The organism is Rhodococcus sp. 05-2255-3B1 (assembly GCF_002258545.1).
In the GTDB taxonomy this organism is placed as follows: domain Bacteria; phylum Actinomycetota; class Actinomycetes; order Mycobacteriales; family Mycobacteriaceae; genus Rhodococcoides.
On sequence record NZ_NOZC01000031.1, the window covers coordinates 127,999 to 143,270 of the forward strand.

At 63.7% G+C, this 15,272-nt stretch carries 14 protein-coding genes; 4 read left to right on the top strand and 10 right to left on the bottom strand.

Annotated elements, in window-relative coordinates:
* The first annotated feature begins 31 nt into the window (after nt 1-31).
* Both CH249_RS17965 and CH249_RS17970 read left to right on the top strand, forming a co-directional pair.
* Nucleotides 32-817 (top strand): TetR/AcrR family transcriptional regulator, encoded by a 786-nt coding sequence (locus CH249_RS17965; RefSeq protein ID WP_256988364.1) that lies wholly within the window; start codon nt 32-34, stop codon nt 815-817.
* Nucleotides 814-1,920 (top strand): DUF4873 domain-containing protein, encoded by a 1,107-nt coding sequence (locus CH249_RS17970; RefSeq protein ID WP_179273079.1) that lies wholly within the window; start codon nt 814-816, stop codon nt 1,918-1,920. Before CH249_RS17965 ends, CH249_RS17970 begins: the two co-directional genes overlap by 4 nt.
* Nucleotides 1,921-1,927: 7 nt before the next feature.
* Here CH249_RS17970 and CH249_RS17975 read toward each other — a convergent pair whose 3' ends face one another.
* From CH249_RS17975 to CH249_RS18015, 9 genes are all read right to left on the bottom strand, one after another.
* Nucleotides 1,928-2,443, bottom strand: a complete 516-nt coding sequence (locus tag CH249_RS17975; protein ID WP_141214787.1) for a hypothetical protein — start codon at nt 2,441-2,443, stop codon at nt 1,928-1,930.
* 55 nt (nt 2,444-2,498) lie between these two features.
* Nucleotides 2,499-3,443 (bottom strand): MlaD family protein, encoded by a 945-nt coding sequence (locus tag CH249_RS17980; RefSeq protein ID WP_094646825.1) that lies wholly within the window; start codon nt 3,441-3,443, stop codon nt 2,499-2,501.
* The gene (locus CH249_RS17985) at nt 3,440-4,477 is read right to left on the bottom strand and encodes an MlaD family protein (RefSeq protein WP_094681939.1); all 1,038 of its coding nucleotides are present in this window, start codon (nt 4,475-4,477) and stop codon (nt 3,440-3,442) included. The genes CH249_RS17980 and CH249_RS17985 overlap by 4 nt, the downstream gene beginning before the upstream one ends.
* Nucleotides 4,468-5,577 carry an MCE family protein gene (locus tag CH249_RS17990; RefSeq protein WP_141214788.1) on the bottom strand — a complete coding sequence of 370 codons (1,110 nt, stop codon included), beginning with the start codon at nt 5,575-5,577 and terminating at the stop codon, nt 4,468-4,470. The genes CH249_RS17985 and CH249_RS17990 overlap by 10 nt, the downstream gene beginning before the upstream one ends.
* Nucleotides 5,577-6,587 (bottom strand): MlaD family protein, encoded by a 1,011-nt coding sequence (locus tag CH249_RS17995; protein ID WP_045200954.1) that lies wholly within the window; start codon nt 6,585-6,587, stop codon nt 5,577-5,579. The genes CH249_RS17990 and CH249_RS17995 overlap by 1 nt, the downstream gene beginning before the upstream one ends.
* Nucleotides 6,584-7,591: an MlaD family protein gene (locus CH249_RS18000; protein ID WP_032393813.1), complete on the bottom strand. Its 1,008-nt coding sequence runs from the start codon at nt 7,589-7,591 to the stop codon at nt 6,584-6,586. Before CH249_RS18000 ends, CH249_RS17995 begins: the two co-directional genes overlap by 4 nt.
* Nucleotides 7,588-8,625: an MlaD family protein gene (locus tag CH249_RS18005; protein WP_045198807.1), complete on the bottom strand. Its 1,038-nt coding sequence runs from the start codon at nt 8,623-8,625 to the stop codon at nt 7,588-7,590. Before CH249_RS18005 ends, CH249_RS18000 begins: the two co-directional genes overlap by 4 nt.
* Nucleotides 8,626-8,627: 2 nt before the next feature.
* Complete coding sequence (locus CH249_RS18010; protein WP_094629802.1) at nt 8,628-9,407, bottom strand: ABC transporter permease; 780 nt, start codon at nt 9,405-9,407, stop codon at nt 8,628-8,630.
* Nucleotides 9,408-9,501: 94 nt separating this feature from the next.
* Nucleotides 9,502-10,344: an ABC transporter permease gene (locus CH249_RS18015; protein ID WP_094681940.1), complete on the bottom strand. Its 843-nt coding sequence runs from the start codon at nt 10,342-10,344 to the stop codon at nt 9,502-9,504.
* Nucleotides 10,345-10,577: 233 nt separating this feature from the next.
* On the opposite strand from CH249_RS18015, the gene CH249_RS18020 reads away from it, so the two are divergent.
* Nucleotides 10,578-11,627 (top strand): M48 family metallopeptidase, encoded by a 1,050-nt coding sequence (locus tag CH249_RS18020; protein WP_094646822.1) that lies wholly within the window; start codon nt 10,578-10,580, stop codon nt 11,625-11,627.
* Nucleotides 11,628-11,704: 77 nt separating this feature from the next.
* Here CH249_RS18020 and lpdA read toward each other — a convergent pair whose 3' ends face one another.
* The gene (gene lpdA, locus CH249_RS18025) at nt 11,705-13,120 is read right to left on the bottom strand and encodes a dihydrolipoyl dehydrogenase (RefSeq protein WP_032393809.1); all 1,416 of its coding nucleotides are present in this window, start codon (nt 13,118-13,120) and stop codon (nt 11,705-11,707) included.
* A 115-nt stretch (nt 13,121-13,235) separates the two neighbouring features.
* Between lpdA and CH249_RS18030 the strand changes: the two genes are divergently transcribed.
* The gene (locus tag CH249_RS18030) at nt 13,236-15,269 is read left to right on the top strand and encodes a prolyl oligopeptidase family protein (RefSeq protein ID WP_032393808.1); all 2,034 of its coding nucleotides are present in this window, start codon (nt 13,236-13,238) and stop codon (nt 15,267-15,269) included.
* The last annotated feature ends 3 nt before the right edge of the window (nt 15,270-15,272 follow it).

The window sequence follows — 15,272 nt, forward strand, 5'->3', positions numbered from 1 at the left end:
AGTACCGGCGGTAGTAGGTACTGTGTCGAGTGTGGTTCAACTCACCCGACGTGTCAACCCCGAGGATGGGCGGCACTCGACCCCGTGCAAGAAGATCGATGCTCGCACCGAACGCTGGCGCGAACACCGCCTCGAGGTGCGACGGAAGTTCGTCGCGGCGGCACTGGTCGCGATCGACGTGCACGGCCCGAGCGTCAGCATGGGCGATATCGCGAAAGCGGCCGGTACCGCCAAACCCAAGCTCTATCGACACTTCGCCGACCGGTCCGATCTGTACTCGGCCATCGTCGAGCACGTCCAACAGATGCTGTGGGATCGGATAGTCGGCACGGTCAACCTGTTCGAGGATTCGGTGACCGACCTCATCGATCGCAGCGCCGCCGGATACGCGGCAGTCGTGTCGGAACATCCCAACCTGTTCCGATTTCTCGTCCACGGCCACTTCCTGGCCCGCACGAGTGGCCGGCAGACCACGGCCGAGTCCGCAACGGACCCAGCGCTGGCCTCTGCGCGTGCCGCATCCGACACGGTTGCTCAGATGCTCGCCGGTGCCATTCACGGACCAGCAGTGGACAATTCGACGGTCCAGATGGTTTCCTATTCTGCATTCGGCGCGGTGGCCACCGCCACGGACTGGTGGCTCGGCAGTTCGGACGACCACGAGCTCGTCATACCGATCGAAGCTTTCACCGCCCACCTGGCAGCCATCGTGCGGGGGATCGTCGAATCCTCGTGTGCGCTCGTCGGCGTCCGCATCGAATCCGATCAACCCATGCATGTCGCGTTCGTACGCGAGGAGGGAAGAGGAAACCCGTGAGTGATCTCTCCGGCAAGCCCGACTACCGCGGTCCTGCCACATTGACTTTCGACGATCCGGCGGCCGAATTCGACGTCCGGATCGATCTGCGCGGGCACTCCCAACCCATCGACGGCATCTTCCGTTGGTACGGACGCGTCCGGCCACACGAAGGACTCCAGGAATTCATGGAGGCCGCGGCCAGTAGCCGCAAGGGCCTGCTGAGAACCGACAGCGGTACCGCCCCCGTCACGGTGGGCGACGTGGACTTCTGGGGTCGATACCGGCTGCAGGGCAAAGGAAATCCGCCCTACCCGCTCGAACCCGAGGAAGACTGGGACGACACACCGGCCGCAAGCACACTATCGGCCGAGGACCGAGCGCTCGCGAGAGCGGCGGCACTGCTCGAACCCGAATTCCGCGCGAGCGCGGACACGACCGAGGGCTACGTGGAACTGCTCGGCGGTACGCCTGCGCCGTCACCGACCACCGCGAGCAAGGCGATGAACAATCGCCTGGTTGCCTCGATCTACGAAAAGCTCTGGCGGCCCGCCGGTATCGCCATGATGGGGGTCGGTGGCCTGTCCATGTCCGCCGAACGTGCCAAGGCCGCCTCGGACCTGCGACTCACCGGCGACATGAAGGTGCTGGACGTGGCATCGGGACCGGGAAACTTCACCAGGAACCTGTCGGAGCACCTGAGCGGAGACGGCATCGCCATCGGATTCGACATCTCGGAGCAGATGATTCGACGCGCCGTTCGAGACAACCGCGGGCCCCACGCCGCGTACATGCGCGGTGATGCGCAGTCACTACCGTTCGCCGACAACACCTTCGACGCCGTGTGCTGCTTCGCAGCCCTGTACCTGATCCCGAACCCGCTGACCGTGGTCGACGAATTGGTCCGTGTGCTCCGGCCGGGTGGTCGAATCGCGATCATGACGAGCTACGGCCGTGAGACCGCTCCGGTGCGGTCGGTGGTGGGTGCAGCGTCGGGGCGTATCGGGGTCCGCATGTTCGAGAAGAAACAGTTCACGTCGATCTTCGAGGCATGTGGGATGACCGAAATCGAACAGCAGGTGCGCGGGCTCGCCCAGTTCGTCAGCGCCACGAACGCTTCCTGACCCCGGGTCAGGTCTTGGGGCCGTAGTCGCTGACGATCCACTGACCGTCCTGCTCGGTGACCGTCACGAGCAGGAGGTTGGGCACCTTGCCGGGGTCCGGTTGCTGCACGTTCTGTGTGGTCTGCTGCGCGAACACCGCCACCTTGTACTCGCCTCCGGACTCGGAATCGATTGCGGCAGAGAGTACCTCGCCGTTGGCGACCACCTGGGACTCGTTCATGATGGCAGTGAGGGCCTCACGAACTCCGCTGTAGCGATCCTGCAGGGACTGCGATGCGCCCTGGTCGACGCCGTCGAAGAACGCGTCGAGGTTGCGGTAGTCGTAGGTCAGCGACCGCGCCGTGTAGTCGGTGGCGGTGTTCAACGCCATCTGTCGATCCTGATCGTGCGCACGCTCGTCGGCCAGATCGCCTGCTGCGGAATGCCACAGCACTCCGAACACCGCCGCGAGCGCGATGCCCGGTACCGCGGCAGCGACCACGGACCACCGAATGCGGCGCCGTCGGGGGGTCTCGGCGGACACCGGTGCTTCCTCGGTCCGGGATTCTTCTACTTCGACCATGAGGGGGTCACTCCAATCAGTTCGGAATTTCTACGGAAAGCCTCGCCGGCCCGCCGGGAGGGAAGACGGTCTGCATCACGTCGACGATCGAGCCTGCGTCGATCCGCATCGGCTTGATCGGTGCGGTGTACGGCTTGAGCAGTGTCGCTATCAGTGCGAGGTCGGGCGACAGCGGTGTGAGGTACTGATCGATCTTCGGCCCGATCTTGCCCAGCGGATCGTCCCAGACGTCCGCGCCGACGTACGAGTAGTCGTTGAAGCCCTCGAGCAGGTTTGCCACACCCGAACCCGTCGCGCCGACCCACGGTGCCGCGTCGGTCATCACCGGACCGTATCCGTAGGCGAGGCGCCCACCTTGTTGCGCATTGTCGTACAGGCGACGAATCTCTCCGCTCTTGTCCCGCAACGTCGCTGCGAGGAATCGGAATGCCTCCACGAGACGATCGATATCCGCACCACGGCCTTCGACGGCTGCCGACGCGGTATCGGTCAAACCCCTCAAGGCATTCGTATCGAGTTGCGAGGCGAGCGAATCACCCAGGCTGAGGGCCTCGCTGACGGTGACCGACGGGCGTACGTGATCGCTGCCGAGGACATCTCCGTCCGTGAGATACGGCCCTCCGACGCTTCGAGGCCGAAGGTCGAGGAACTGCTCGCCTGCTGCGGACAGGTTTGCCACCACGACCTCGGAGTCGGCCGGGATCCGGTTCGCGGCGTCGAGCGCGAGTGTGACGTCGAGGCCGCCCGGCACCACCGCGATGGACTCGACCCGGCCCACCTTGATGCCTCTCGAGGTGACCTGCGAGGTATCCATCAGCCCGCCGGAGGATTCCATGTGCACCACGACACGATCGATCGTTCTGGTCGGGTTCACGTCGAGCACGCCAACGACCAGGTACCCGATGCTCGCAACGGTCATGGCCGTCAGTGCCACGAGGGAGACGAGTGTGCCCCGCTTCATCGGACGATACCGATGCCGCGCAGGATCCCGATCATGTCGTCGGCCAATGCGCCGGCCCCCTGATCGGTCGACACCGACCGCACCGCAATGTTCGGAGTGGACTCGAAGTACGGGATGAGGCGCTCGCGCAAGAGGGTGTTCGCTTTCTCCATGTTCATGGGCACCGTGGTGTCTGCGTTCGAGATCGTGATCAATGCAGGCGCGATGATGTCGACGGCACCTCTGAGTTCCGGATACGGGCCGGCGAGAACGTCACCGACGTTCTGCGACATGTATCCCAGCATGAAGATCATGTGTACGACGCTGAACAGGACCTCGGACAACCCGTCCGATCGTCTCGGGCCCAGCTCGAGAACACGCTCGACGCCGTCACGTTGCGTCACAACGGTATTGGACACACTCTCCGCCGCCGCGAGTATCCGATCGATCTCGCCGGTGTTGTCGCCGATGTCGGTCAGCGCAGCCCGAGCGGCGGAATTGATCTTGTCGACCTGGGCCGGGTCCGGAGGAATGGCCGCATTGACGTTGTTCACCGCCTCCTGCAGTTCCACATAGTGACCGCCGGTCACGATGTTCGACAATCCTCGCAGCACGTCCTCGACGTTGTCTGCCGGTACCGTCCGCTCCATGGGAATAACGTCACCGTCGCGAAGATAAGGCCCGCTCGAACTCGAACCCGCACTCGCGTTCACGTCGGACGGCGGTTGCAGCGAGATGTAGATCTCGCCCAGGATCGACGACTGTCGAAGCTCGGCGACGGTATCGGTCGGCAGCTGAACATCGGCCGACAGATCGACGGTCGCGACAGCGGTCGAACCGACGAGGTCTACTCGGTCGAGAACGCCCGCATCGACACCCTCGACGATGACCTTGGCCTTCTCCGGCAGATTCAGGACACTCGCGAACTCGATTCGCAGAGTGTATTTGTCACCCGACACATAACTTCCCGGAATCGGCAGCTCCGCTGGGTCGACGCTGCACGCCGACAGCAGAGCGACACAGCACAGCCCGATCACCGCGCGCCTCATCGCCATCCCGCCGAACCGAGTACCAGCTGCACCAATCCCACGTCGATGACATCGCCTCGTTGCTGATCGGCCGAACACGTCGGGCGGTACTTGTTGAGCAGAGCGCAGACCTCGTTCGGCGAGTTGGTGTCGATCTCGAACTGTGGCGGGTGATAGATCAGGCGCCCGCTCTTGGAATCGTTGTCGTACATCGTCATCAGGTTCTGCCCTACGGTCGGCACCTGCTCGAGAATGTCCTTGATATCGCCCACTCGCCCGAGCAGGACGTCGACCACAGGGGCCGCCTGGTCGAGAAATGCGTAGACCTTGTCGTCGTACTTCGCGACGTTGCGCGCGAGTGGCGGCATGAATTCGGTGGTCAAAGCGACCGTGGTCCCGAACGACTGGGTGAACTCCGACAGCGTGATCATTCCCCGCTTCAGGTTGTCGAGTAGCTTCGCCACCTCGGGCCAGCTCACCACGAACGTGTCGATGAGGCCGTCGAGATTGTCGATCAGGCGTCGCACGGTGGTGTCTCGGTCGGCCGGATCGCCGACCAGCTGGGCCAACTGCTGGAGGCTCTCGTTCAGCTGGGCACCGGACCCACGGAGCGAACCGTCGACCGAACGAAGTGTGTCACCCAGGACTTCGTCGTGCTTGCCGTCGGCGTCGGCCGGGCCCAGCAGATCAGCAGTGAGGCCCGATACGGCATCGAGAGTATCGCTGATTCCCAACGGAGTTCTGGTGCGCTCCAACGGAATGCACTGCGCGCGATCGAATTCGGCGCCGCCGGTGTAGGGCTCGGTGAATTCCACGTGCCGGTCGGTGACGATCGAACTGGACAGTGTCACGGCACCGACTTCCGCAGGCAACACGAGGCTGTCGTCGACATCCATCGTGACCATCACGGAGGCGTCGGTGTTCTCGATGTGCGTCACCGTCCCGACGACCACACCCAACATCATGACCGAATTGCCCTCGTACAACCCGACCGTATCGGTGAACTCGGCGCACACCGACGAGCTGCTCGCCCCGGAATCGATGACGGCGGTCGCCGACGCGACGGAACCGACGAGAGTGATCACCACAGCCGCTGCCACAGCGACCTTCACGATTCTGCGCCTCATCAGCACGCCTTCCCCGGCAGCGGAATGCAGACACCGACACCGACGACCGTGTCCTGCGACTGATCGATCACCGGACCTTGACCGCCCCCGATCAGTGCGGCGAGACCGTCCGTACTCTGCTTCATGGTCGTGATCGCCCCGTCGAAATCACCGAGCTGCGCGAAGAGCTTCTGGGTGATCTCCTCGAGCTGGACGATCGACGGCTCTAGCCCCTTCTCGAAAGCGACCACAGGCCGATGGAAGAGCTTGAACATCCGTCCGAGCAGGTCGAAGGCATTGACCACTTCTGCGCGCTTGTCTCCGAATCCCTTTGTCAAGGTGCCGAGTTCGTGAACCAGCTCCACGAGCATCACTCGATCGGCTGCCAATGCGCCGACGTACTCGTCCGACACCACGAGCCCACGTTCGAGCTGTTCGGAGCGGGTCGCGATGACGTCGGTGAGCGAGGACAGATTGTCCACGATGGCACGGGTCGACTGCGGCTGCGTGCTCACTGCCCGGTCCAGTTCGGCCACGGTCTGTCGCAACGTCGGTCCGTCGATATCGCGGACCAACGGAGTTGCCTGCTGGATCGCGTCGGACAGCTCGTACGGAAGCGCGACCCGCTCCGACGGAATCGGTGCCGAGTCGAGCGCGCCGTCGCCATGAGAGCTGAGCATCACGTAATGACCACCGATCGGCGTGAGCAACTTGACCGTCAGCGTCGATGCGTCCCCCACGAAAACGTCCGATCGAACACTGAATTCGACATCGACGTGATCGCCCGCGAGCTCGACCGAGCGCACGGAGCCGACGGGAATTCCGGCGATCCTGATTTCGTCACCCGGCTTCACCCCTGCGGCCGAGCCGAACTCGGCGGTGTAGGTGCGATCGCCGAACGGAACCGTGTACAGAACGGCCGCGACGAGGAGGAGTACCAAGGAGAAGGCGACACCGACTGCACCCCAGAAGAAATGTGTCTTGTTCTCCGACTGCTCGTCACGAACGCCCCTGCGCAGCACGCGTTTCATCGACACACCACCAAATTCTGTCCGCCGAGCACGATCTGCCCGATCCCCGGGATATCTTGTTGGCCCTGACTACACGTGTAGGTCTTGGCACCCGGCGCGGGAATACTCGCGTTGAGGCCGGTCAACAATGCGGGGGCAAGGGCGAGCATCTCGGTCACCTGTTCCGTCTGCGGAAGCATTCGCCGCAGCGCTCCGTCGACCGGCGCATAACTGTTGTCGTACGCGCTTTCCAGTCCCTCCATCAAACCGACCAACGGAGTGAGCCCGTAGTTCGCCTGATCCAACGAGGCCAAGACCCCGTCCATCTGTGTACTGAGCTTGGACACCAGACCGTGTAGTTGTTCGAGCAGGTCGGCTACGGAGGAGGACTGGCCGCCGATCGAATCCGAGATCTGGCCGAGATTGTCGATGAGCAGGCCGATGATCGACTCCCGTTGAACCGCGAACTGGGTGATGCGGTCCACGTCGCGGAGCACCGGACCCAGGCCGGACCCGTCGCCCTGCACCATGCGCAGAATGTTCTCGGTGAACTGATTGAGCTGTGCGGTGTCGAGCGTGTCGAAGATCGGTTTGAATCCGTTGAACAGCGTGGAAATATCGAACGACGGGATCGTGCGATCCACCGGGATCGTCTCACCCGACGCCAGGGGAGCACCGGTAGCCGCATCCTTCTGGATCAACTCGACGTAACGCTGGCCGAGAAGGTTCTGGTAGCGGACAGCTGCCTGAGTGTTCGCGAAAATCGGTCGCCTGTCCTCGATTTCGAATCCGACGCGCGCAATGCCTCCGTCGAGGTCGACCGAGGAGACCTTGCCGATCTGTACCCCGGACATGCGCACATCGTCGCCCACGTACAGACCCGACACGTCGTCGAACTCCGCGCCGTAGGACGACAGCGGACCACCGACCGGGGTACGGAGTGCAGCCACGATGATCACGGCGCACACCGCGGTCACCGTGAAGAAGACGAGCAATTTGAGCACAGGTCCGGTTACCTTCTTCACCCGTTCGCCTCCTCGTGCGCGGCAACGGCTCCGGCCAGATTGGGCATGGTCCGAACTATCAGGTCGAGCTGGAGTTGCGGCTTGCCGTCGACGATGGGGAATGCGTCGGAAATGCCGTCGATCACCTGCGGGACCCTGTTGTAGCTGGGCGCGAACGTGCCGATCGATGCCGTGATCGGCACCAGCAGATCGAGCACGGTCGACAGAAGCGGAGTCAGGTTCGGATTGTTCTTCTTCAGCAGGTCGCCCACCGGAACCATCAGCTGATCGCTCAGACCGTCGTTGGCCGCGATGGTCCTGGCCCTGTCGGCGGGCGCTTCGACGTACGCACTCTTGTCCACCACTCCCACCACCAGATCGAGAAGAGGTGGAATCAAGTTGGCGATACCGTCACCGAGTTCCGCCCCTCGGTGCAGCTTCCAGGCGAGCGGATCGATCTGATTGTTCGCCATCATTTGCGCAGTATCGAAGTACGGCTTCAGGTTTCGACTCACCTCGACGGACGTGTTCGCGATGAGATCGAGAAGGTTCTGCACTTGTTCGGAGTCGAGTACCTCGGTCAGTTCGGCGACTCGCCGGAACACTCCGGTCACCGTTGCACCGCGCAGTTCGCTCGACACTACCAGGGTCGAATTCGAGGCGAGTGGATTGCCGGTACCGTCGGAGACCAATTCGATTGCAGTGGAACCGAATACGTTGGACGACGAGAACTGGGCCTGCATGGTGTCGGTCAGCTCGCCCGCCTGGCTCGGGTCGATCTCCAGTTCCAGCCTCTGATGGCCGAAGCCGACGGTCTCGATGTGGTCGACCGTGCCGATCGACAGGCCCCGGAACTTCACCTCCGAGCCGGGGGTGAGACCGTCGCCGACCGACGCCGCGTCCAGCGTGAGCTCGAAGGGCGACTCGAAGGTACCCCGCGCGTACGCGGTGAGGCCGCAGGCGAGAACGGCAGCGGCGACAGCAACCGCCAGTCCGCGCATGCGAAGGGTTGCAGGACCGGCCGATCGACCGGTCAGATCATCGAACACTGCCATCTCTACCCCGAAATCCTTATCCCCGAGTCGAATCCCCACAGAACCAAGGTCATGATCATGTCCAGCACCACCACCGCGACGAGGCTGGCTCTGATGGCGCGGCCCGACGCTCGCCCCACACCTTCCGGACCGCCCGAGGCGTAGTACCCCTGGTAGCCGTGGATCAGAATGATCGTCACGACGAACACAGCAGCCTTGAGCAGGGAGAACAGCACGTCGATCGGTTGCAGAAAGGCACTGAAGTAGTGGTCGTAGGTGCCGGAGGACTGTCCACCGACGACCCGGACCACGAACGCGCACGACAGGTAGCTCAGGATCAGCGTCAGCAGATAGAGCGGCACGATCGTGACGATTCCCGCGATCACCCGGGTGGTCACCACGAACGGCATCGACTGGATTCCCTGAGCTTCGAGGGCGTCGATCTCCTCGGAGATCCGCATTGCGCCGATCTCGGCCGTCATCCGACATCCTGCTTGCGTCGCGAACCCGATGGCCGCGATCATCGGGGCGAGCTCACGAGTGCTGGCGTACGCGGAGATGAAGCCCGTCAGCGGCTCCATCCCCACCATGCCCAGTGAGTTGAACCCTTCGATTCCCACGGATGCACCCACCGCGACACCCAGGACGACGAGAACCGACACCGTTCCGCCACCGACGATCAGTCGTCCACTGCCCCAGGTGATGTCACTGAGGATCAGCAGCATCTGACGTCGGTAGGCACGAACCGTGTGAGGTATCGCCACGAGCACCTTGACGCAGAACGTCAGCTGATGGCCCAGCATCTCGAGTACCTCGAACGGCTTACGTCCGAGGTATCTGGCACCGCGGGTCAGATGAGCGGTGCCGTGCACTGTGTATCGAGAAGGAGTGGCCACGTCAGCCCAATCTCTGCGGCATGAACATGGCGACCAGCTGGGTGATCACCACGTTGACCGCGAACGCCGACACCACACCGAGCACCACGGACGCATTGACCGCGTTGGCCACCCCGCGAGGACCGTGCGAGGCGGACAAACCGCGGTGGCACGCAACAACGATGACGATGACCCCGAATATCTCGGTCTTCACCAGGGCGACGACGAGGTCTGCCACCGAGGCGAAGCTCGCGAACGAGCTGATGTAACTGCCGGGCGTGCCACTCTGGAAACCGATGTTGATCGCGTAGCCGGCGGCCAGACCCATGAAGATGATCAGAATGCACAGAAACGGTGCCACCAGGAGGATGGCTGCAAGCCGTGGCGCGACGAGCCTGCGCACCGGGTCGATTCCCATCGTCGACAAAGCATCGATCTCGTCGCGAATGGTGCGCGCCCCCAGATCGGCTGCGACCGCCGACCCAGCGGCACCGCCCAACAACAGAGCCGCGACGATCGGTGCCCCTTGGCGGATCACCCCGAGACCACCTGCAGCACCTGCGATGGACGTCGCGCCGATCTGATCGGTGAGACTGCCGACCTGCACGGAGACGATGACGCCGAACGGAATCGACACCAGTACCGCTGGGACGACCGTGACGGTGACGACGAACCAGGCCTGGTCGACGGTGTCACGCCACGGATGCCGCAACGTGGCGATGTCACGTACGAGGTGAACGAAGGCCAGTACGCCCAGCTCCAACGTCTGGCCGAACGTCCTGAATCCACCGGAAACCGCGTCGCTGACGCGCGCGAGCGTCGATACGGGCGACGACAATTCCCCACCCCCCAAACTCGTGTTCATGGCGACTCCCCCGCGCCGAAAACGAAAAGTACCAGCCGACAGTCGACCAAGTGACGTTTTCCTCACTTACCGACCTATGAGAAATCACAGACTTCGGCCGGGCTGCCTGAGGTTCCGTTGCGACCGAGCGCTCGGGTGCGCGCAGCGTCGCACGGCCGTCGCGCGCCTCCAGTACGGACCGATCGCCCCGCTTTACTGATACTTTGGATTCTCATCGACGCTGGGAGAAAAGATTGACAAGCGCTCCGGATCGCACCCGCATCGAATTCCCCGACATCTCTTCTCGCACGTGGGAACACCCGTCGGATCGAGCTGCGCTGGTCACCCTGCGCACCCTCAAAGGTTTCGACACCGTTCTGCGCACGCTGTCCGGGCTGCTACGCGAACGGCAGCATCGCCTGATGTACCTCGCCACAGCGGTACGCGTCGACGAGCGCCAGTTCAAGGACCTGAACGACCTGCGCACCGACTGCGTGAACATTCTCGGTGCCGAGGAGACACCCGAGTTGTTCGTCGTGCAGTCACCGATGGTCAACGCGTTCACCATCGGAATGGACCGCCCGTTCATCGTGCTGACCACGGGCATGCTCGACATCATGACCTACGAGGAGCAGCGTTTCGTCGTCGGTCACGAGCTGGGCCACGCACTGTCCGGGCACGCGGTGTATCGCACCGTGCTCGTGCATCTGATGCGGCTCGCCGGCACGGTCGGCTGGGTTCCGGTGGGCGGCTGGGCCCTACGCGCGGTCATCGCAGGATTGATGGAATGGCAGCGAAAGTCCGAACTATCCGGTGACAGAGCAGGTTTGCTGTGCGGACAGGACGTGCACACCGCGATCCGCGTGCAATTGAAGCTGGCCGGCGGCGCACGCATCAGCGAAATCGACGTCGATGCCTTCCTCGCTCAGGCCGCCGAGTACGAGGCCAGCGGAGATCTGCGCGACGGCGTACTCAAGCTGCTCAATCTCGAACTCCTCTCGCACCCGTTCTCGGTGCTCCGCGCCGCAGAGTTGAAGAAGTGGGTCGACGACGGCGAGTACGCGGCCGTACTTCGCGGCGACTACCCACGCAGGTCCACCGACCACGAGGCCAAGGTCTCGGAGGAGTTCCGTAACGCAGCGCGCACGTACAAGAACAACTTCGACACCTCCGAGGACCCGCTGATCAAGACGGTGCGAGACATCGGAAGTGGCTTCACCGGAGCCGTCGACGCCGTCGGCAACGGAATCGGCGACGTGGCGTCGGACATCAAGGGACGCTTCGATCACTGGCGAAAGTCGTAGCGCCGGAGCAGGACCCAAGAACGACGAGGGCGGCGACCACCGAAGTGGTCGCCGCCCTCGTCGTCGTTCGGCTGGGATCAGAAGTTGATCATGTGCCCCGCGAGGCCGTGGATGGCCTCCTGCAGTGCCTCCGACAGCGTCGGGTGCGTGTGCACGTTGCGTGCCAGTTCGTTGACCGTGAGGTCCCATTTCTGGGCGAGGGTCAGCTCGGGCAGCAGCTCGGAGACGTCCGGTCCGATGAGGTGTCCGCCGAGCAGTTCACCGTGCTCGGTGTCGGCGATGAGCTTGACGAAGCCGGTGGCGTCGCCCAGTCCGTGTGCCTTGCCGTTGGCGGCGAACGGGAAGTTCGCGACCTTGATGTCCGAACCGCGGGCCTGGGCCTCCTCGCGGGCCTGGTCCTCGGTGAGACCGAAGCTGGCGACCTGCGGCTGGCAGAACGTCGCACGCGGCATCATGCGGTAGTCGTCGATCGGCAATGTCTCTGCGCCGCCGATGGTTTCGGCAGCCACGACGGCCTGGGCCTCGGCCACGTGAGCGAGCTGCAGCTTGGCGGTGACGTCGCCGATGGCGTAGATGTGCGGCACGTTGGTCTGCATCGTGTTCGTGATGCCGATGGCACCGCGATCGGTGAGCTCGACGCCGGTCTTCTCCAGGCCGAATCCTTCGACGCGAGGCGCGAAGCCGACGGACTGCATCACCTTGTCGACGGTGAAGGTCTCGCTCTCACCGGACTTGTTGTGCTTGATCGCGACGGTGACCTTGGAGCCGTCGTCGTCGATGCTCTGCACGCCTGCGCCGGTGATGACCTTGACGCCGAGCTTCTTGTACTGCTTCTCGATTTCCTTCGAGACGTCCTTGTCCTCGTTGGGGAGCGCGCGATCGAGGAACTCGACGATGGTGACGTCGACTCCGTAGTTCTTGAGGACGTAGCCGAACTCCATGCCGATCGCGCCGGCACCGACGATGAGGATCGAACCCGGCAGATCCTTCGTCATGATCTGCTCTTCGTACGTGACGACGTTCTCGCTCAGTTCCGTGCCGGGAAGCAGCTTGGTGGTGCTGCCCGTCGCGATGATCGCGTTGTCGAACGTGATCGTCTCGGTACCACCCTTTGTCAGCTCGACCTCGATGGTGTTGGCATCGGTGAACGTGCCCTTGCCGTCGTACTCGGGGATCTTGTTCTTCTTCATCAGGAAGTGGATGCCCTTGACGCGGCCGTCGGCAACCTTGCGGCTCCGATCGAAGGCTGCGCCGAAGTCGAAGGAGGCTTCACCCGAGATGCCGAACAGCTTGGCCTCTTTGGTGAAGAGGTGCGCCAGCTCGGCGTTACGGAGAAGGGCCTTCGAGGGGATGCAGCCGACATTCAGGCACACACCGCCCCAGTACTTCTTCTCGATGATGGCAGTGCTGAGTCCGAGTTGTGCCGCGCGGATAGCAGCGACGTACCCACCGGGACCGGCTCCGAGGACAACGACGTCATAGTGTGAGGTCACGAGTCCCCAGCGTAGTCGTGCCGTCCGACGCTGTCTCGACCTGGTCTTCGTTACCAGCCGGTAGCCACGCGAGCGCCGACCACCCCGACGGCCCGAGTGCTGCTAGAACTGTGGAATGGCAATCTCGGACGACCCGTACCTCTGGCTCGAAGACGTCACCGGCGACGCTGCGCTCGCGTGGGTGCGCGAGAAGAACGAGGTGACGGTCGAGGCGCTGAGCGGGACGGCGTTCGAGGCCACCGAGGCGAGCATCCGAGAAATTCTCGACACCGACGCGCGCATTCCGTACGCCCGTCGGCGCGGACGATTTCTGTACAACTTCTGGCGCGACGCCGAACACGTCCGCGGCCTGTGGCGTCGAACCACGATGGACGAGTACCGAACCGAGAATCCGGCGTGGGACGTGCTGCTCGATCTCGATGCGCTGGCCGCGAGCGAGGACGAGAACTGGGTGTGGGGTGGCGCTCAGGTGCTGCGCCCCGATCAACGGCTGGCTCTGGTGACGCTCTCTCGCGGCGGCGCCGATGCAACGGTGGTCCGCGAGTTCGATCTGGACTCCCGCACCTTCCGCGCCCCGGAGAACGGCGGATTCGCCCTACCCGAGGCAAAGACGGACATCGGGTGGATCGACGCTGACACCGTCTTCGTCGGAACGGATTTCGGACCGGGCTCGCTCACCGAGTCGGGCTATCCGCGCATCACGAAGCGGTGGCATCGCGGTACCTCGGTCGACGAGGCCGAGACCGTGTACGAGGGTGCGGCACAGGACATCTCGATCTCCGCCTGGCACGATCGCACCCCCGGCTTCGAACGCGACTTCGTCCAGCGCGCCACCGACTTCTACAACTCCGAGACCTACGTGCTCGACGGGTCCACGTTGACCCGGATCCCGACGCCCACCGACGCGTCGACCTCGGTGCACGAGAACTGGTTGCTGGTTCGCACGATGACGCCGTGGACGGTGGGCGACGAAACCTATCCGGCCGGCGCACTGCTCGCTGCGGATTTCGACGAGTTCGTCTCCGGCACGATCGCTCTCACCGTTCTCTTCGCTCCCGATGCGCACACCTCCCTGCACCAGTACGCCTGGACCGAGAATCACCTGCTGCTGGTGACCTTGCAGGACGTACGGACGCAGTTGCACGTCCTCACCCCCGGCGAGAAGGAGTGGGCAACCGGCACGATCGACGGGTTGTCGGATCTGACCTCCACCGAGATCATCGGAACCGACGCCGAGGAGAACGGTGACGAGTTCTTCCTCTCCTCGTCCGGCTATCTCACTCCGGCGACATTACTGGTGGGCACCGTGGGCGGTGAACTCGAAGTTCTCAAGCAGGCTCCGGCGTTCTTCGACGCCGACGGCCTGACGGTGGAACAGTTCTTCGCACGGTCCGACGACGGTACCGACATCCCCTACTTCGTCGTCCGACGCGCCGATTCCGGTCCCGGACCGACACTGCTCTACGGTTACGGCGGCTTCGAGATCTCGATGACGCCCGGCTACAGCGGTGCGACCGGACGGGCGTGGCTCGAACGTGGCGGCACCTACGTCGTCGCGAACATCCGCGGCGGCGGAGAGTACGGGCCGTCCTGGCACACCCAGGTCCTGCGCGCCGGACGCCATCTGGTGCACGAGGACTTCGCCGCCGTCGCGCGCGACCTCGTCACCCGCGGCATCACCACCACCGAGCAGTTGGCCGCGCAAGGCGGGAGCAACGGCGGTCTGTTGATGGGCATCATGGTGACGAAGTACCCGGAACTGTTCGGCGCGTTGGTATGTCAGGTCCCGCTGCTGGACATGAAGCGGTACCACCTGTTGCTCGCGGGGGCGTCCTGGGTGGCCGAGTACGGCAACCCCGACGACGCGGACGAGTGGGAGTTCATCTCGCAGTACTCCCCCTACCAGAACGTCGTCGCCGCATCCGAACGTCGGTATCCGCCGATTCTGATCGCCACGTCGACCCGCGACGATCGCGTCCATCCCGGACATGCGCGCAAGATGGCGGCTCGATTGGCCGAACTCGGCCACGACGTCAGCTACTACGAGAACATCGAAGGTGGGCACGGCGGGGCGTCGGACAACGCGCAGTTGGCGTTCAAGACCGCGTTGACCTACGAGTTTCTGTGGCGACACCTCGCTCGTAGCTGACGG

Bases quoted from the DNA above. Each gene is read 5' to 3' on its own strand.
- CH249_RS17980 (WP_094646825.1), bottom strand. From the start codon at position 3,443: ATGAAGCGGGGCACACTCGTCTCCCTCGTGGCACTGACGGCCATGACC.
- CH249_RS18015 (WP_094681940.1), bottom strand. From the start codon at position 10,344: ATGAACACGAGTTTGGGGGGTGGGGAATTGTCGTCGCCCGTATCGACG.
- CH249_RS18010 (WP_094629802.1), bottom strand. From the start codon at position 9,407: ATGCTGGGCCATCAGCTGACGTTCTGCGTCAAGGTGCTCGTGGCGATA.
- CH249_RS18005 (WP_045198807.1), bottom strand. From the start codon at position 8,625: ATGGCAGTGTTCGATGATCTGACCGGTCGATCGGCCGGTCCTGCAACC.
- CH249_RS17990 (WP_141214788.1), bottom strand. From the start codon at position 5,577: ATGAGGCGCAGAATCGTGAAGGTCGCTGTGGCAGCGGCTGTGGTGATC.
- CH249_RS18030 (WP_032393808.1), top strand. From the start codon at position 13,236: ATGGCAATCTCGGACGACCCGTACCTCTGGCTCGAAGACGTCACCGGC.
- CH249_RS17995 (WP_045200954.1), bottom strand. From the start codon at position 6,587: ATGAAACGCGTGCTGCGCAGGGGCGTTCGTGACGAGCAGTCGGAGAAC.
- CH249_RS17985 (WP_094681939.1), bottom strand. From the start codon at position 4,477: ATGGCGATGAGGCGCGCGGTGATCGGGCTGTGCTGTGTCGCTCTGCTG.